Annotated in this window: 18 protein-coding genes and 1 rRNA gene; 10 read left to right on the forward strand and 9 right to left on the reverse strand. The window is 68.4% G+C overall.

Annotation, left to right across the window (positions count from 1 at the left end; all coding sequences use genetic code 11):
- Nucleotides 1-25 precede the first annotated feature (25 nt).
- Nucleotides 26-268, reverse strand: coding sequence for a zf-HC2 domain-containing protein (locus IR155_RS08010; protein WP_135114316.1), 243 nt, complete (start codon nt 266-268; stop codon nt 26-28).
- Complete coding sequence (locus IR155_RS08015) at nt 265-1,047, reverse strand: sigma-70 family RNA polymerase sigma factor (RefSeq protein WP_194210312.1); 783 nt, start codon at nt 1,045-1,047, stop codon at nt 265-267. The genes IR155_RS08010 and IR155_RS08015 overlap by 4 nt, the downstream gene beginning before the upstream one ends.
- 31 nt (nt 1,048-1,078) lie before the next feature.
- Between IR155_RS08015 and aroA the strand changes: the two genes are divergently transcribed.
- The 6 genes from aroA to IR155_RS08045 all read left to right on the forward strand — a co-directional run bounded on the left by aroA (nt 1,079) and on the right by IR155_RS08045 (nt 5,869).
- Nucleotides 1,079-2,416, forward strand: a complete 1,338-nt coding sequence (gene aroA / locus IR155_RS08020; RefSeq protein ID WP_135114317.1) for a 3-phosphoshikimate 1-carboxyvinyltransferase — start codon at nt 1,079-1,081, stop codon at nt 2,414-2,416.
- A gap of 64 nt (nt 2,417-2,480) precedes the next feature.
- The gene (rsgA, locus tag IR155_RS08025; RefSeq protein WP_135114318.1) at nt 2,481-3,530 is read left to right on the forward strand and encodes a ribosome small subunit-dependent GTPase A; all 1,050 of its coding nucleotides are present in this window, start codon (nt 2,481-2,483) and stop codon (nt 3,528-3,530) included.
- A 35-nt stretch (nt 3,531-3,565) separates the two neighbouring features.
- Complete coding sequence (gene bcp, locus IR155_RS08030; protein ID WP_135114319.1) at nt 3,566-4,039, forward strand: thioredoxin-dependent thiol peroxidase; 474 nt, start codon at nt 3,566-3,568, stop codon at nt 4,037-4,039.
- Nucleotides 4,040-4,191: 152 nt separating this feature from the next.
- Nucleotides 4,192-5,247 carry a hypothetical protein gene (locus IR155_RS08035; protein ID WP_135114320.1) on the forward strand — a complete coding sequence of 352 codons (1,056 nt, stop codon included), beginning with the start codon at nt 4,192-4,194 and terminating at the stop codon, nt 5,245-5,247.
- 50 nt (nt 5,248-5,297) lie between these two features.
- Complete coding sequence (locus tag IR155_RS08040) at nt 5,298-5,543, forward strand: hypothetical protein (RefSeq protein WP_135114321.1); 246 nt, start codon at nt 5,298-5,300, stop codon at nt 5,541-5,543.
- Nucleotides 5,540-5,869: a type II toxin-antitoxin system RelE/ParE family toxin gene (locus IR155_RS08045; protein ID WP_135114322.1), complete on the forward strand. Its 330-nt coding sequence runs from the start codon at nt 5,540-5,542 to the stop codon at nt 5,867-5,869. Before IR155_RS08040 ends, IR155_RS08045 begins: the two co-directional genes overlap by 4 nt.
- Nucleotides 5,870-5,972: 103 nt before the next feature.
- Here IR155_RS08045 and nrdF read toward each other — a convergent pair whose 3' ends face one another.
- The 4 genes from nrdF to nrdH form a co-directional block, all read right to left on the reverse strand.
- Nucleotides 5,973-6,947: a class 1b ribonucleoside-diphosphate reductase subunit beta gene (nrdF, locus tag IR155_RS08050; protein WP_135114323.1), complete on the reverse strand. Its 975-nt coding sequence runs from the start codon at nt 6,945-6,947 to the stop codon at nt 5,973-5,975.
- A 43-nt stretch (nt 6,948-6,990) separates the two neighbouring features.
- Entirely contained in the window at nt 6,991-9,153 is a 2,163-nt protein-coding gene (nrdE, locus tag IR155_RS08055) for a class 1b ribonucleoside-diphosphate reductase subunit alpha (RefSeq protein ID WP_135114324.1), read from the reverse strand.
- The gene (nrdI, locus tag IR155_RS08060; RefSeq protein ID WP_135114325.1) at nt 9,132-9,563 is read right to left on the reverse strand and encodes a class Ib ribonucleoside-diphosphate reductase assembly flavoprotein NrdI; all 432 of its coding nucleotides are present in this window, start codon (nt 9,561-9,563) and stop codon (nt 9,132-9,134) included. Before nrdI ends, nrdE begins: the two co-directional genes overlap by 22 nt.
- A gap of 81 nt (nt 9,564-9,644) precedes the next feature.
- Nucleotides 9,645-9,878: a glutaredoxin-like protein NrdH gene (gene nrdH / locus IR155_RS08065; protein WP_135114326.1), complete on the reverse strand. Its 234-nt coding sequence runs from the start codon at nt 9,876-9,878 to the stop codon at nt 9,645-9,647.
- A 413-nt stretch (nt 9,879-10,291) separates the two neighbouring features.
- Between nrdH and IR155_RS08070 the strand changes: the two genes are divergently transcribed.
- From IR155_RS08070 to IR155_RS08080, 3 genes are read left to right on the forward strand one after another with little or no spacing between them, the layout of a single operon-like run.
- Nucleotides 10,292-11,500, forward strand: a complete 1,209-nt coding sequence (locus IR155_RS08070; protein ID WP_135114327.1) for an MFS transporter — start codon at nt 10,292-10,294, stop codon at nt 11,498-11,500.
- Nucleotides 11,501-11,542: 42 nt separating this feature from the next.
- Entirely contained in the window at nt 11,543-12,301 is a 759-nt protein-coding gene (locus IR155_RS08075) for an alpha/beta fold hydrolase (protein WP_228066826.1), read from the forward strand.
- Entirely contained in the window at nt 12,298-13,458 is a 1,161-nt protein-coding gene (locus IR155_RS08080) for an acyl-CoA dehydrogenase family protein (protein ID WP_135114328.1), read from the forward strand. The genes IR155_RS08075 and IR155_RS08080 overlap by 4 nt, the downstream gene beginning before the upstream one ends.
- A 14-nt stretch (nt 13,459-13,472) precedes the next feature.
- On the opposite strand, the gene IR155_RS08085 is transcribed toward IR155_RS08080, so the two are convergent.
- Nucleotides 13,473-13,748, reverse strand: coding sequence for a metal-sensitive transcriptional regulator (locus IR155_RS08085; RefSeq protein WP_135114329.1), 276 nt, complete (start codon nt 13,746-13,748; stop codon nt 13,473-13,475).
- 50 nt (nt 13,749-13,798) lie between these two features.
- Here IR155_RS08085 and IR155_RS08090 point away from each other — a divergent pair, with 50 nt between their 5' ends.
- On the forward strand, nt 13,799-15,064 hold the full coding sequence (locus tag IR155_RS08090; protein ID WP_135114330.1) for a DUF445 domain-containing protein: 1,266 nt from the start codon (nt 13,799-13,801) through the stop codon (nt 15,062-15,064).
- A 1-nt stretch (nt 15,065) separates the two neighbouring features.
- On the opposite strand, the gene IR155_RS08095 is transcribed toward IR155_RS08090, so the two are convergent.
- Both IR155_RS08095 and rrf read right to left on the reverse strand, forming a co-directional pair.
- The gene (locus IR155_RS08095) at nt 15,066-15,545 is read right to left on the reverse strand and encodes a YbaK/EbsC family protein (RefSeq protein WP_135114331.1); all 480 of its coding nucleotides are present in this window, start codon (nt 15,543-15,545) and stop codon (nt 15,066-15,068) included.
- A gap of 84 nt (nt 15,546-15,629) precedes the next feature.
- Nucleotides 15,630-15,699 (reverse strand): 5S ribosomal RNA (gene rrf, locus IR155_RS16445); the annotation flags it as partial.

Raw genomic sequence — 15,699 nt, forward strand, 5'->3', positions numbered from 1 at the left:
CCCTTGCGCGGGAGCGCCGGATGGGTCAGTGCGCCGCCTGCGCGTCGCGCAGCCGCGCCAGCACGAGGTCCTTGAGCTCCTCGGGTGCCGTCTCCTTGCAGGCACGCGCGACGACCTCGGTCAGCGTGCGCGAGACCAGCGCCTCGTCGCGGCACGCGGCGCACGTCGCCAGGTGCTCCTTGATGTCGGCGTGCTCCGTCTTGCAGACCTCGTTGCGGAGGTACTCCTCGAGGTCCTGGCGCGCCTTCTCGCAGCCGCAGTCGATCATCTCTCACTCCTGTTGGGACGTCGGCTCGCGGGGCGCGCGCCGGCGGGGGTGTCGGTCGCGGCCTGGATCCCTCGCTCGGCCGCGTAGTCCTTCAGCAGGTCGCGAAGCAGGCGCCGTCCGCGGTGGAGGCGGCTCATGACCGTGCCGATGGGGGTCTTCATGATGTCGGCGATCTCCTGATAGGCGAAGCCCTCGACATCCGCGAGGTACACCGCCATCCGGAAGTCGTCCGGGATGGACTGCAGGGCCTCCTTGACGACGGATGCCGGCATCCGGTCGATCGCCTCCGCCTCGGCCGACCGGCTGCTCATGGCCGTGGTCGACTCGGCACCGCCGAGCTGCCAGTCCTCGAGATCGTCGATCGTGCCCTGGTAGGGCTCGCGCTGCTTCTTGCGATACGTGTTGATGTACGTGTTCGTGAGGATCCGGTACAGCCACGCCTTGAGATTCGTCCCCTGCGTGAAGGACGCCCAGGATGCGAACGCCTTCACGAACGTCTCCTGCACGAGATCCGCGGCGTCGCTCGGATTGCGCGTCATGCGCATCGCGGCGCCGTAGAGCTGATCCATGAACGGCAGCGCCTGCTCCTGGAACTGGTCGCGAGCCGTCTCGGGACCCGCCTCCGCGGCGGGGCTCGCACCAGAGCCCGACTGCGCGGTCACGTCGTCGGTGTCGGCCAGATCGAGCTCGTCATCCATCACGCGCCAGTCTAGGCCGGTCACCCGTGAGGACACGGGGGCGTAGCCCACGCGCTCAGGCGCCAGAATCGTGGCAGTCATCCAGGTCCTCGCTTTCACTAGGCTGGAACCGATGAGCTCGCGCGTGTATTCCCCCGAGGCCCCGCAGGGCGAGTACGCCGCGCCCGTGGCGGACGCCCCGCTCGACGCGGCGCTGGCGATCCCCGGGTCCAAGTCGCTCACCAACCGCGAGCTGATCCTCGCCGCACTCGCCGAGGGCCCGAGCCGGCTCATCGCGCCCCTCCAGTCGGACGACTCGCGCCGGATGGTCGAGGGCCTGCGCTCTCTCGGCGTGGTGGTCGAGGAGGTGCCGGGCGAGAGCCCGTTCGGCCCCGATCTGCTCGTTCACCCCGCGTCGCCGTTCTCCGGTGGCGCCACTGTCGACTGCGGCCAGGCGGGCACCGTGATGCGGTTCCTCGCGCCGCTCGCCGGCTTCGCTTCCGGCGACGTCCTCGTCACCGCCCACGAGAGCGCGCTGCATCGCCCGATGGCCGAGATGATCCGCGCGATGCGCGACCTCGGCGTCGACATCGACGACGGCGGCCACTGGTCGCTGCCGTTCACCGTGCGCGGTCACGGCCACGTCCGCGGCGGGGAGATCTCGATCGACGCCTCGGTCTCGAGCCAGTTCGTCTCGGGGCTGCTGCTGGCGGCCCCGCGCTTCGACGTCGGCCTGCACCTGCGCCACGTCGGCGCCCGGCTGCCCAGCGTGCCGCACATCGACATGACCGTCGAGGCCCTCGCGCGCCGCGGCGTGCACGTCGAGCGCCCCGCGGCGGGCGAGTGGATCGTGCCGGCGGGAAGCCTGCGCGCCAAGGACATCGCCATCGAGCCCGATCTGTCGAACGCGGCGCCGTTCCTCGCCGCCGCGATGGTGGCGGGCGGATCCGTGACGGTCGCGGGCTGGCCGCCGCACTCGACCCAGCCGGGCGCGCAGCTCGCCGACATCCTGCAGCTCATGGGCGGACGCGTCAGCCGCCGCGGCGGCGCCCTCACCGTCGCGGCAGGCCGCGGCATCCACGGCGTCGACCTCGACCTGTCGGCCGTGAGCGAGCTCACGCCGACGCTCGTGGGCCTGGCGGTCTTCGCCGACTCCCCCACGACCTTCCACGGGATCGCCCACATCCGCGGTCACGAGACCGACCGCATCGCGGCGCTCGCCGCGAACGTGACCGCGCTCGGCGGATCGGCCGAGGAGATGCCCGACGGCATCCGCGTCATCCCGCCCGCGGTGACGGGCAGGAAGCTCACGAGCGGCACGTGGCGAGCGCACCACGACCACCGCATGGCGACCACCGGAGCGCTGATCGGCCTGCGTGTCCCCGGCGTCGTCGTCGACGAGATCGGCACGACGGCGAAGACCCTCCCCCAGTTCACGCAGCTGTGGGACGAGATGCTGGGCGGGCGATGACGCCCTCGCGGAGCGGCCGGAGCGGGGCGAAGTTCGCCGTGCTGAGCGAGCGGAGCGAGTCGAAGTGAGCTGGCTCGACGACCCCCTCGACGACGAGGACGAGCCGCTCTTCGACGAGAGCGACGTCCGCGTCCGCCCGAACCCCAAGGCGAACCGGCCGCGGACCAAGCGTCGCCCGGCGCACGAGGACGCCACCATCGCGCGCGTGCTGGGCGTCGACCGCGGTCGCTACACGGTGCTCGCCGGCGAGGACACCCCGGAGGAGCGCCAGCTCACCGCCGTGCGCGCCCGCGAGCTGCGGAAGATGCCGATCGTCACGGGCGACCGCGCGCGCGTGGTCGGCGACACCTCCGGCGAGGAGGGGACGCTCACCCGCATCGTCGGCATCGAGGAGCGCACCTCGCTCCTTCGCCGCAGCGCGGACGACACCGACCAGGTCGAGCGCGTCATCGTGGCCAACGCCGATCAGATGCTGCTCGTCGTCGCCGCGGCCGATCCCGAGCCCCGCCCCCGCCTCGTCGACCGGTACCTGATCGCCGCGCTGGATGCGGGAATCCGGCCGCTGATGGTCATCACGAAGACCGACCTCGCGGATCCCGCGCCGTTCCTCACGCACTTCGAGGGTCTCGACGACCTGCGCGTGTTCACCAGCGCGCGGCATGAGACTCCCGTTGACGAGATCGGCGCGGCCCTGATCGGGCACTCGACCGTGTTCGTCGGCCACTCGGGCGTCGGCAAGTCGACCCTGGTGAACGCGCTCGTGCCGACCGCGGGACGAGCGACCGGTCACGTCAACGTCGTCACGGGACGCGGGCGGCACACGTCGTCCTCGACCGTGTCGCTGCGGTATCAGGGCGAGGGCGGATCCGGCTGGGTCATCGACACCCCGGGCGTGCGGTCGTTCGGGCTCGGCCACGTCGACCCGGCGAACATCATCCGCGCGTACCGCGACCTCGAGCCGGTCGCCGAGCAGTGCCCGCGCGGATGCACACACCTCGCCGATGCCCCCGACTGCGCGCTGAACGAGGCCGTGGCCGAGGGCGCCCTGCCGGCGTCGCGCGTCGACTCGCTGCAGCGCCTGCTCGCGACCTTCAAGGACCGCACCGACTACTGAGGCTCACCGCTCCACCCGCTCGTTAGGCTGGACGGGTGACTGACACGCGCCTCGAACCCGGTACTCCCGCTCCCGACTTCACGCTGCAGGATCAGGATGGCAAGTCCGTCTCGCTGGCGGACTTCCGCGGCGGCAAGGTTCTGCTGTACTTCTACCCCGCGGCGATGACGCCCGGCTGCACGACCGAGGCGTGCGACTTCCGCGACAGCATCGCCTCCCTCTCCGGCGCCGGCTACACGGTGCTCGGCGTCTCGCGCGACGAGCCGGCCAAGCTCGCCGAGTTCCGCGACCGCGACGCCCTGACGTTCGGGCTGCTGAGCGACCCGGATGCCGCCGTGCACCGCGCCTACGGGGCGTGGGGCGAGAAGATGAACTACGGCAAGGTCGTCGAGGGCGTCATCCGCTCGACCTTCGTCCTCGACGAGCAGGGCACCATCACGAGGGCCCTCTACAACGTCAAGGCCACCGGCCACGTCGCCCGCCTGCGCCGCGAGCTCGGCATCGACTGACCTACCGACGCCGGCGGCTGCATCGGGCCGCCCCGCACGACGCAGGACAGGTCCCGCTTCCGGCCCTCGCGCCGGCGGCGGATGGAGAACGCGGTCACCAAGGCATATGCGCCGTTCCCGGGACGGATCGCGTTTCGACATCATCGAATGACGTGAAGACCTCGATCACCGATGCGTGGTTCTCGTACTGGCCCACCGCGTTCGTGGTGCTGATGTCGGCCCTCGTCCTTGGAGCGGTCCTCGTACCCACCATGCTCCTGGTCGCCAGGCCCAGCGGTCCCATCACGCCAGTCGAGCGGTTCATCTCGAGGGCCCCAGCGTGGCTCACATGGCTGGGCGGACACCCCTGCCGACCTTTGAGAACCGGCGAGATGGCCATCTCACGCCTCAACGAAACGGTCGCCACCCCAGCTCTGCGGGCATGGGACGCGCACCGAGCCGCAGCAGGGACGATGCAGCTCCTGACGAGCTTGCTCGCGGCGGCCGGAGTGGGTCAGCTCGTATGGACGTGGTGGGCTCTCACGCCGGCTCCCACGATGGTCTCACCCATACTCGTCTCAGCCAGCGGCATGCTCGCAACGTTGATACCGCTTGCGACCGTCCGCCTGTTGACGCCGATCGCGTGGCACCGCCGGGCACCTTTTCTCTGGCAGGTCTGGGCGGACCTTAGCCGACTCGAGCGATCCGCGACGAACAGCAGAGAGCTTGAGGCCGCGCTGCGCTCGGTCGAGACAACCTTCGTCTGGCGGCGCTTCAGCCGCTCGCTGCCCTCCGACCTGCTTAAGCTGCTGCGCTGGCGCTCCGTTTGCGCCAAGGTCGTGAGCGTCCTCTCGGATGTCACTCCCGATCAACTCGAGTCGCCACAGCAACTCGACACCCTCATGGACCAACTCGCGAGACAAGCATTCGCAGCCGGTCCATCACCCGAGCAACACGATGAGAAAACGGACGTACTCGCGGATCCTCGCTACCAGTCGCGACTGCTGCCCTCGGTTCGCAGCCGACTGCTGATCGTGATTGCGCTGTTCGCGCTCGCTGTCATGTGCATCCTCGGAAGCCGAGTCGGCAACGGCGAACTCTTCGATTCGGAGACGATACAGCTCACGCAGGCGGTCGCCACGCTCGCGGCTACCGTGCTCGGGCTCCCCTGCATGCTCATCACCACTGTCACGGCTTTAGCCTCTTCGCTCCGCGTGCCCCGCGCCTGATGGCTCGAACGACCTTCTCGGTCGTGGACCGCTCGCCGTACACTTGCCACATGGCACCGGAGGTCGCAGAGGTGAAGCGGGCGCTGCTGGCGCTCTCCGAACGTGACCGCGCTGCGGTGATCCGTGCAGGTCTCATCAGTCTTGACGGACATGTCGGGACCGGTGAACAGGACGACATTGACGCAGCCTGGCGCTCCGAAGTCGACTCGCGGCTCGTCGATGTGCTGAGCAACGCAGTGCAGCTAGGGACCTTCGAGGAGACCCGCGCCCGGTTCGCGGCGAAACATCCGGCGTGACGTCCGAGCATGCGGAGCATCCAGAAGCGGGTGCCGAGCTGTTCGCGGCAGCGGAACGCCTGGAGGAGGCGCAACCGGGCCTAGGCCATGCCCTGTTCGCGGCCGTCCGCGAGGCGATCTCCGCCATCGAGCGGTATCCGGACGCGTGGCCGCCCCTCACAGGTTGGGAGCGTGAACCCGTCGTCCGCGCGAAGGGCACCACACGGTTCCCCTTCCGCGTCATCTATGTCGTTAATGAGGGCGTGCCCGTCATCCTCGCCTACGCGCACGAGCGCCAGCGTCCGGGGTATTGGAGGCGCCGCTACGACGGCATACTCGGCCGCTGAGAGCCGATTCGCTTGCCCGGGTACGCACGCGAGAGGCCCGGACCCGCAGAGCTCTCTGCAGATCCGGGCCTCCGCCGTGCGAAGGTCTCCTAGGTCAGACGGCTCAGAAGTCCCAGTCCTCGTCGTCCGTGGCCTCGTGCTTGCCGATGACGTACGACGAGCCGGAGCCGGAGAAGAAGTCGTGGTTCTCGTCCGAGTTCGGCGAGAGCGACGACAGGATGGTCGGGTTCACGTCGGTGACCGACGAGGGGAACATCGCCTCGTACCCCAGGTTCATGAGGGCCTTGTTGGCGTTGTAGTGAAGGAACTTCTTGACGTCCTCGGTCAGCCCGACCTGGTCGTAGAGGTCCTGCGTGTACTGCACCTCGTTGTCGTAGAGCTCGTAGAGCAGCGAGAACGTGTAGTCCTTGATCTCGTCGCGCTCGGCCTGGCTGACCAGTTCGAGGCCCTTCTGGAACTTGTAGCCGATGTAGTACCCGTGCACTGCCTCGTCGCGGATGATGAGGCGGATCAGGTCGGCCGTGTTCGTGAGCTTCGCGCGGCTCGACCAGTGAAGCGGCAGGTAGAAGCCCGAGTAGAACAGGAAGCTCTCGAGCAGGGTCGAGGCGACCTTGCGCTTGAGCGGCTCATCGCCACGGTAGTACTCCATGACGATCTGAGCCTTCTTCTGCAGGTTCGGGTTCTCCACCGACCAGCGGAACGCCTCGTCGATCTCCTGCGTCGAGCACAGCGTCGAGAACACCGACGAGTAGCTCTTGGCGTGCACCGACTCCATGAATGCGATGTTGGTGTACACCGCCTCCTCGTGCGGGGTCAGCGCATCCGGGATCAGCGACACCGCGCCCACCGTGCCCTGGATCGTGTCGAGCAGCGTCAGGCCCGTGAACACCCGCATCGTCAGCTGCTGCTCAGCCGGGCTCAGCGTGTTCCACGACTGGATGTCGTTCGACAGCGGCACCTTCTCGGGCAGCCAGAAGTTGTTCACGAGGCGGTTCCACACCTCGACGTCCTTATCGTCCTGGATGCGGTTCCAGTTGATTGCCTGGACGTGATCCAGGAGCTTGACTGCTTCGGTCATGATTCCTTCTTCAGCATTTCGACTCGCGTGATGACCGCGGGCATCAGAGCGTGCAGGAGACGCACTGGTCGATGTCGGTGCCCTCGAGCGCCATCTGACGCAGGCGGATGTAGTAGATCGTCTTGATCCCCTTGCGCCATGCGTAGATCTGCGCCTTGTTGATGTCGCGCGTGGTGGCGGTGTCCTTGAAGAACAGCGTCAGCGACAGGCCCTGGTCGACGTGCTGCGTGGCCGCGGCGTAGGTGTCGATGACCTTCTCGTAGCCGATCTCGTAGGCGTCCTGGTAGTAGTCCAGGTTGTCGTTCGTCATGAACGGCGCCGGGTAGTAGACGCGGCCCAGCTTGCCTTCCTTGCGGATCTCGACCTTCGACGCGATCGGGTGGATCGACGACGTCGAGTTGTTGATGTACGAGATCGAGCCCGTCGGCGGCACGGCCTGCAGGTTCTGGTTGTAGATGCCGTGCTGCTGGATGGACGCCTTCAGCTCGCGCCAGTCGTCCTGCGTCGGGATGTGGTGCGCCGCGAACATCTCCTTGACCTTGACGGTCTTCGGAACCCACGCCTGCTCGGTGTACTTGTCGAAGAACTCACCCGAGGCGTACTTCGAGTCCTCGAAGCCCTCGAAGGCGACGCCGCGCTCGATCGCGAGACGGTTCGACGCGCGCAGCGCGTGGAACAGCACCGTGTAGAAGTAGATGTTCGTGAAGTCGACACCCTCCTCCGAGCCGTAGTAGACGCGCTCGCGGGCGAGGTAGCCGTGCAGGTTCATCTGGCCGAGGCCGATGGCGTGCGACTTGTCGTTGCCGTCCTCGATCGAGCGGACCGAGCGGATGTGGCTCTGGTCGCTGACCGCGGTGAGGGCGCGGATCGACGTCTCGACGGTCTGACCGAGGTTCGGCGAGTCCATCGCGAGCGCGATGTTCAGCGAGCCCAGGTTGCAGGAGATGTCCTTGCCGATCTGGTCGTACGAGAGGTCCTCGTTCAGCGTCGTCGGCGTGTTCACCTGCAGGATCTCGCTGCAGAGGTTGGACATGTTGATCCGGCCCTTGATCGGGTTGGCCTTGTTCACCGTGTCCTCGAACATGATGTACGGGTAGCCCGACTCGAACTGGATCTCCGCGAGCGTCTGGAAGAACTTGCGCGCGTTGATCTTCGTCTTCTTGATGCGGGGGTCGTCGACCATCTCGCGGTACTTCTCGGTGACCGAGATGTCGCCGAAGGGGACGCCGTAGACGCGCTCGACGTCGTACGGCGAGAACAGGTACATGTCCTCGTCGTTCTTCGCGAGCTCGAACGTGATGTCCGGCACGACGACGCCGAGCGACAGCGTCTTGATGCGGATCTTCTCGTCGGCGTTCTCGCGCTTGGTGTCGAGGAACTTCATGATGTCGGGGTGGTGCGCCGAGAGGTACACCGCGCCCGCGCCCTGGCGTGCGCCGAGCTGGTTCGCGTAGCTGAACGAGTCCTCGAGCAGCTTCATGACGGGGATGATGCCGCTCGACTGGTTCTCGATCTGCTTGATCGGGGCGCCGGCCTCGCGGATGTTCGACAGCAGCAGCGCCACGCCGCCGCCGCGCTTGGACAGCTGCAGCGCGGAGTTGATGCCGCGGGCGATCGACTCCATGTTGTCCTCGATGCGCAGCAGGAAGCAGCTGACGAGTTCGCCGCGCTGCGCCTTGCCGGCGTTGAGGAAGGTCGGCGTCGCGGGCTGGAAGCGGCCCGAGATGATCTCCTCGACGAGGTTCCACGCGAGATCCTGGTCGCCGTCGGCGAGCGCGAGGGCGGTCATCACGACGCGGTCCTCGAAGCGCTCGAGGTAGCGCTTGCCGTCGAACGTCTTGAGCGTGTAGCTCGTGTAGTACTTGAACGCCCCGAGGAAGGTCTCGAAGCGGAACTTCTTGCCGTAGGCGAAGTCGTTCAGGCGCTCGATGAACTCGAACGGGTACTTCTCGATGACGGCGCCCTCGTAGTACTCCTTCTCGACCAGGTAGTCGAGACGCTCCTTGAGGGAGTGGAAGAACACCGTGTTCTGGTTGACGTGCTGCAGGAAGTACTCCCGAGCGGCGCGCTTGTCGGCGTCGAACTGGATCTTCCCGTTCTCGTCGTACAGGTTCAGCATCGCGTTGAGGGCGTGATAGTCCATGCCCTCGAACTTCGCGTTGTGCTTGAAGTCGACTTCCGTGGTCAAGGCCGCTGCTTCCACCATCGTTCCAATCCGTCGCTGACGTTCGCGACGTCGTCGGGTGTGCCGAAGAGTTCCAGCCGATACAAGTGAGGCACGTTGCACTTGCTGCTGATGATGTCGCCGGCGATGCAGAAGCCATCGCCGAAGTTGGTGTTCCCCGCCGAGATGACCCCTCGGATCCATCGCCGGTTGCGTTCGTCGTTGAGGAACCGGATGACCTGCTTGGGAACCGCGCCCCGCCCGTCACCCCCGCCGTAGGTGGGGGTGACGAGCACGTAGGGCTCTGTGACGACGAGGTCGTCGTCGCCGCGGTGGAGAGGGATCCGCTCGGACCGCATCCCGAGCTTCTCGATGAAACGTGCGGTGTTGCCCGACACGCTCGAGAAGTAGACAAGGAGCGGCGCTTCAGTCGCGGTGACTGCTGCGGTCATGTCTCCTCACTCCTCCGTGTACCGGACCCGCCGGCATCTCGACTGGATCGGCGAGTTCCTCGATCGAGGAACCGGAGCCGGTCAGGCGAGGCGCGTGGCGAGCTCGTCGATCATGTCGGGACGGAAGCCCGACCAGTGGTCCTCGTCGGTCACGACGACCGGCGCCTGCATGTAGCCGAGCGCCTTGACCTGCTCGAGCGCGTTCGGGTCCTGCGAGAGGTCGACGACCTCGTACGCGATGCCCTTGGAGTCGAGAGCGCGGTACGTGGCCGTGCACTGGACGCAAGAAGGCTTGGTGTAGACCGTGATCGCCATGACGCTGCTTCCCCTTACAAATCGTCTGAGCCTCGGCGGAGCGCCGCCGGGACCTCAATACTACATATGGGTACGGACATTCGGGGTCACCACTAGGACTAGTAGTTACACGGTTGTCATTTTCCACTGTTCTCCACCGCCTCACCACAGGTCTGTCCACCGATCCATCCACAGTCGCAGCCTTCGGAAGAGGGCCCGGCTGAGGCGGGAAATCGCGGTTCGCGGACGTGGCGCGACGGCTTCTCCACAGGTACAACGCTAGGGAGGGCCACCGACATCCCACAGGGTGTGGATCCGGTCGTCCCGGCGTGTCGCGGCGTGTCGCGCGGCGGGTGTCTGCCCCGTCCTCGACAGGCCGTCTCTGCCCTGTCTCCGCCCAGCCTCGCGGGGATCCCAGGCGATAATCTCAAGGGATGTCCTCTTACCGTGAGCTGGCCCGCACCCCGGGCGTCGGCCGGATCATCGCCGCACAGCTGACGGCGCGATTCCCCTCTGGCATGGTCAGCCTCGGCCTCCTCATCCACGTCGAGCATCTGACCCACTCCTACGCCGCGGCGGGCATCGTCCTCGCGGCGATGTCGATCGGCCAGGCCGCTGCGGGTCCCATCACCAGCCGCTGGATGGGCCGCTGGGGGATGCGCCCGGTGCTCACGCTGCTGACCGCGCTGTACGCCACCACGATCGCCGTCCTGGCGCTCGCCCCGCTGCCCGTGCCGGCGCTGATCGCGCTGGGCCTCATCGCCGGCGTCTCGACGCCGCCGGTGCAGTCGGCGGTGCGCACCATCTACCCCAAGATGGTGAACTCCCGCCAGCTCGGCGCGCTGTACTCGCTCGACGCCTCGCTGCAGGAGATCATCTGGGTCGCCGCGCCCGTGCTCGTCACCTTCCTCGCGCTGCAGGTCTCCTCGGTGGTCGCGCTGCTCGTCATCTCGGTGATCGCGCTCGGCGGCGGGGCGTGGTTCATCCTGTCCCCCGAGGTCGGCCGGGTGCGCATCCCGCGCAGCCGCACTGCACTCGGCCGCGTGCTGCGCAAGCCCACCGTGCTGCTCACGACCGGAATCGGCGTGCTGTTCATCGGATCGGCCGCCGCGATCGAGGCAGGCGTTGTCGCCGCCTTCGGCGAGGGCGGCGTCGAGTCGGGCCTGGTGCTCGCCGCGTACGCGCTGGGCAGCCTGACCGGCGGACTCGGCTCCGGCGGCATCCCGATGAGCCGGTGGTCCGCGGCCCGCCGACTCGTCATCGTCGCGATCGGCAGCGCCCTCACCCTGGTCTGGGTGAGCAACCCGTTCTGGCTCGCCTTCGCCCTGTTCATCGCCGGCGTCGGCTTCGCTCCGGCTCTCGCCGTCATGCTCGCCGGCACGTCCGCGAGCGTGAAGTTCAGCGAGACGGCCGAGGCGTACGGATGGATCAACACGGGTCAGCTGATCGGCGCCGCGCTCGGATCCATGGCCGCCGGATTCGCCATCGACGGCAACGGCCCCGTCGGCGCCTACATCGTGAGCATCGCGATGGTCGTCGGTGCCGCGATCATCGCGGCGGTCTTCCACCGCGCCTTCCCGGATCTCCGCCACCGCGACGCCTCGCCGATCCCCGACACCGAGCAGCTCCCCGTCATCACCTGACGGGGGCGGGCCGGCGGATGGCGGCGACCGTAGGCTGATGCCATGGTGTCTGCTCCCCTGACTCTGCCCCGGATGCACTGGGGTGACCCGGCGTCAGCCCGCCGCGCCCTGCTGGTGCACGGTCTCGGATCGTCCGGTGCCCTGATGTGGCGCTTCGGCGTGGCGCTCGCGGATGCCGGCTGGCACGCGACCGCCGTCGATCTGCGAGGTCACGGCGACGCGCCGCGGGCCCTCGACTACTCGGTCGCCGCCTACGCGGCCGACGTCGCCGGGGTGCTGCCCGACAACAGCGGCGCGTGGGACGCGGTGATCGGCCACTCCCTGGGAGGCGCGGCCTCGACGGTCGCCGCGGCCGACCACCCCGACTGGACGCGGAAGCTCGTCCTGGTGGATCCGGCGATCGTCGTCGACGGGCACGACGCGGGCATCATCCGGCGCAGCCAGGAGCGGGCGTTCGCGGACAACCGGATCGAGACCGTGCGCGAGGAGCACCCGCACTGGCACCCCCAGGACCTCGAGCTGAAGGTCGACGGCGTCGCTCGCGCGAGCCGTTGGGCCGTCGAGCAGACCAGCGCGCAGAACACGACGTGGGATGTGCGCGAGGCCGCCTCGCGGCTGCGGGTCCCCACGCATGTGATCGGCGCCGACCCCGCCGTGTACAGCCTCTTCACCGGCGCGAACGCCGACGCCGTGCTGCGCAATCCCGCGGTGACGATGTCGATCGTCCCGGGCGCCGGCCACTCCCCCCATCGGGACAAACCGGAGCGGACGATGCGGCTCCTCGCGGAGGTGCTGTCGTGAGCGCCTTCGATCCTCGCGACATCCTGACCGACGAACTCGTCGAGCGGATCCGCTCGCGCGCGGCCGCCGTCGACGCCGGCAACGTCTTCCCGGACGAGGATCTCGCCGAGCTGCGGGATGCCGGCTATCTGCGCGCGCTCGTACCGTCGGACCGGGGCGGGCTCGGGCTGTCGCTCGCCGAGGTCTCGCTGCTGCAGCAGCGCCTCGCCGAGGCGGCGCCCGCCACCGCGCTGGCGATCAACATGCACCTGGTCTGGACCGGCGTGGCGAAGGTCATGCAGGATCGCGGGATCGACGACCTGCGCTTCGTGCAGGAGGGCGCCGCGGCGGGAGAGGTGTTCGCGTTCGGGATCAGCGAGGCAGGCAACGACCTCGTCCTCTTCGGCAGCGACACCGAGGCGGTGCCGCAGCCGGACGGGTCGTATGCGTTCAGCGGCACGAAGATCTTCACCTCGCTCGGCCCGGTCTGGACGCAGCTCGGCCTGCACGGGCTCGACACGACGTCGCCCGATGCGCCGCAGATGGTCTACGCGTTCGTCGGCCGCGACGAGCGCGTCGTCACGCGGGACGACTGGGACACCCTCGGCATGCGCGGCACGCAGAGCCGCACCACCGAACTGCACGGCGCGATCGCACCGGCCGACCGGGTCGTCCGCCGCGTCGCTCCGGGCCCGAACCCCGATCCGATCGTGTTCGGCATCTTCAGCGTCTTCGAGATCCTGCTCGCTTCGGTGTACACCGGCATCGCCCGCCGCGCGCTGGACCTCGCGGTCGAGACCGCCCAGAAGCGCCGCTCGAAGAAGACCGGCCGGTCCTACGCGCAGGATCCGGACATCCGCTGGCGGATCGCGGAGATGGCGCTGGCGTACGACGCCCTTCCGCCGCAGCTCGCGGCGATCGCCGGCGATGTCGTCCACCGCGCGGACCACGGCGCACGCTGGTTCTCGCTGCTGTCCGGCATCAAGCACCGGGCGACGGCGACCGCGAAGCGGATCGTCGACGACGCGATGCTCGTCGCGGGCGGCTCGTCGTACTTCGCTTCGAACGAGCTCTCGCGTCTCTACCGCGATGTGCTCGCGGGCGCCTTCCACCCGTCGGACCCCGAATCGGCACACGCCACGGTCGCCTCCGCCTGGCTCGGCCCGATCGAGCAGTAGACCCGTCCCGGGCTTCAGCGCCCGTCGAAGTCGAATGCGCGCAGCAGTTCGGCGACCGCCTGCTCTCGGTCGTCCTCCGCACCGCTCTCGAACATGTGCGTGACGTGCGTGCGCAGGTGGTTCTCGAGCAGCAGGCGGTTCAGCGACTCGAGTGAGCGCTGGATGGCGCGTGACTGCGTGATGATGTCCATGCAGTAGTCCTCGTTCTCGATCATCCGACCGAGGCCGCGCAGCTGGCCTTCGAGGATGCGAGTGCGGTGCAGAGCGCGCTTCTGGATGTCTTCGATCACACCGCGAGAGTACCCCCGCCGGGTATGAAGAGCGTGCGAGGATGGCGGGCATGGCGACCCTCGAGCTGCTCTCACCCGCCGACCAGGAGCGCTTGCGCGGCCTGCGCCGCATGAAGGCCGTGGCCCTCGGAGCGCTGATCTTCATGGCCGTGCTGTTCGTGTTCGGCTTCGCGCTGCAGGACCGGATCCATGCCTTCGCGTACGTGCGCGCCGCGGCAGAGGGCGGGATGGTGGGCGCCCTCGCCGACTGGTTCGCGGTCACGGCACTGTTCCGACGGCCACTCGGGCTGCCGATCCCCCACACGGCGATCATCCCGACCCGGAAAGACGAGATCGGGCGCAACCTCGGGGAGTTCGTGGAGACGAACTTCCTCGAGGGCGGCGTCGTGCGGACGAAGCTCGCCTCCACGCCGATCGCCGCGCGCCTCGGTGCCTGGCTGCGCCAGCCGGAGCACGCGGAGCGCGTGGCGTCCGAGGGCGCGGCCGTCGCGCAGGGAGTGCTGCGCGCGCTGAGCGACGACGACGTGCAGGATGTCATCGAGTCGCTCGCGCGCCGTCACCTCATCGAGCCCGGCTGGGGAGGCCCGCTGGGCGGCTGGCTCGAGCGCGTGATCGACACGGGCGCGCATCACGGCGCCGTCGATCTGGCGGCCGAGACGATCGCCGCCTGGCTCGACGCGAACCCGGAGGCATTCCAGGGGCTGGTCTCCCGTCGGCTTCCCTCGTGGGTGCCGTCCATGGCGCAGCGGCTCGTGGATCACACCGTCTACAACGAGGCGGTCGCGTTCGTGGGCGCCGTCCAGGCGGATCCGGATCATCCCGCCCGTCGCGCGATCGACGGCTATCTCGCGCGGCTTGCCCACAATCTGCAGCACGACGACGCGACGCAGGGCCGCCTCGAGCACGCCAAGTCGACGCTGTTCGACAGCCCGGGCGTACGCCGTCTCGCCGCCGAGGCATGGGGGGCCGCCAAGCAGGGCCTCCTCCGCGAGCTCGAGCAGCCGGACAGCGCGCTGCGCCTCCGCCTCCGCGACGCACTGGCGGAGGTGGGCGTGCGGCTCGAGGAGGACCCGTCCCTCCGTGAGCGCGTGGACACCTGGGTGACGGATGCCGCGGTGTTCGTCGTCGATCGCTATCGCCACGACATCGCGTCGCTGATCACGGACACGGTCGAGCGGTGGGACCCCCAGGAGACGACCGAGAAGATCGAGCTGATGGTCGGGCGCGACCTGCAGTACATCCGCCTCAACGGCACGGTCGTCGGCGCCCTCGCAGGCCTCGTGATCTTCACGATCGCCCACGCGCTGCTCGGCTGAGTCAGTCGACGCGCTCCACGCGGCCGCCCGTCAGCCGCACGAGCTCGTCGAATGTCAGCGGGAACACCGAGTGCGCGGTTCCCGCCGCGGCCCAGAGCTGAGGGTACGTCTGGAGGTGCTCGTCGACGATCGTCTCGATCGGTTCCGGGTGCCCCGTCGGGGCCACTCCCCCGATGACCTGCCCGGTAGCCTCGAAGACCTGCTCCGCGGAGGCGCGCCTGATGGCGCCGCGACCAAGGCGCTCAGCGAGCGCCGCGGTGTCGACGCGGTGGGCGCCGCTCGTCATGACCAGCAGCGGTCGATCGTCGCACCAGAACACGAGGCTGTTGGCGATCGCCCCGACCTCGACGCCAAGGGCGGCGGCCGCCAGAGCTGCGGTGGACGCGGCATCCGGGAGGATGACGAACTCGCCGGGGATGCCGGCCTCGCGGAGCCTGTCGGCGACGCGGAGATTACGGGGATGAAGCTGCGCGCTCGTCATGCGCGCAAGTCTACGAGCGACAAGAACACCCGTATAAATGCAGAAGGGCCACCCGTCGTTGGGTGGCCCTTCTGTTCACGTGAAGTCCGGCGGTGTCCTACTCTCCCACAGGGTCCCCCCTGCAGTACCATCGGCGCTGAGAGGCTTAGCTTCC

The organism is Microbacterium paludicola, from assembly GCF_015235415.1.
GTDB classification, from domain to species: Bacteria; Actinomycetota; Actinomycetes; order Actinomycetales; family Microbacteriaceae; genus Microbacterium; species Microbacterium paludicola.

What these genes read in the sequence shown, in the direction of transcription:
- nrdF (WP_135114323.1), bottom strand. Translation starts at nt 6,947, where the DNA reads ATGACCGAAGCAGTCAAGCTCCTGGATCACGTCCAGGCAATCAACTGG.
- nrdI (WP_135114325.1), bottom strand. Translation starts at nt 9,563, where the DNA reads ATGACCGCAGCAGTCACCGCGACTGAAGCGCCGCTCCTTGTCTACTTC.
- IR155_RS08075 (WP_228066826.1), top strand. Translation starts at nt 11,543, where the DNA reads ATGGTGTCTGCTCCCCTGACTCTGCCCCGGATGCACTGGGGTGACCCG.
- IR155_RS08010 (WP_135114316.1), bottom strand. Translation starts at nt 268, where the DNA reads ATGATCGACTGCGGCTGCGAGAAGGCGCGCCAGGACCTCGAGGAGTAC.
- IR155_RS08095 (WP_135114331.1), bottom strand. Translation starts at nt 15,545, where the DNA reads ATGACGAGCGCGCAGCTTCATCCCCGTAATCTCCGCGTCGCCGACAGG.
- aroA (WP_135114317.1), top strand. Translation starts at nt 1,079, where the DNA reads ATGAGCTCGCGCGTGTATTCCCCCGAGGCCCCGCAGGGCGAGTACGCC.
- IR155_RS08090 (WP_135114330.1), top strand. Translation starts at nt 13,799, where the DNA reads ATGGCGACCCTCGAGCTGCTCTCACCCGCCGACCAGGAGCGCTTGCGC.
- IR155_RS08070 (WP_135114327.1), top strand. Translation starts at nt 10,292, where the DNA reads ATGTCCTCTTACCGTGAGCTGGCCCGCACCCCGGGCGTCGGCCGGATC.
- IR155_RS08015 (WP_194210312.1), bottom strand. Translation starts at nt 1,047, where the DNA reads ATGACTGCCACGATTCTGGCGCCTGAGCGCGTGGGCTACGCCCCCGTG.
- nrdH (WP_135114326.1), bottom strand. Translation starts at nt 9,878, where the DNA reads ATGGCGATCACGGTCTACACCAAGCCTTCTTGCGTCCAGTGCACGGCC.
- IR155_RS08040 (WP_135114321.1), top strand. Translation starts at nt 5,298, where the DNA reads ATGGCACCGGAGGTCGCAGAGGTGAAGCGGGCGCTGCTGGCGCTCTCC.
- nrdE (WP_135114324.1), bottom strand. Translation starts at nt 9,153, where the DNA reads ATGGTGGAAGCAGCGGCCTTGACCACGGAAGTCGACTTCAAGCACAAC.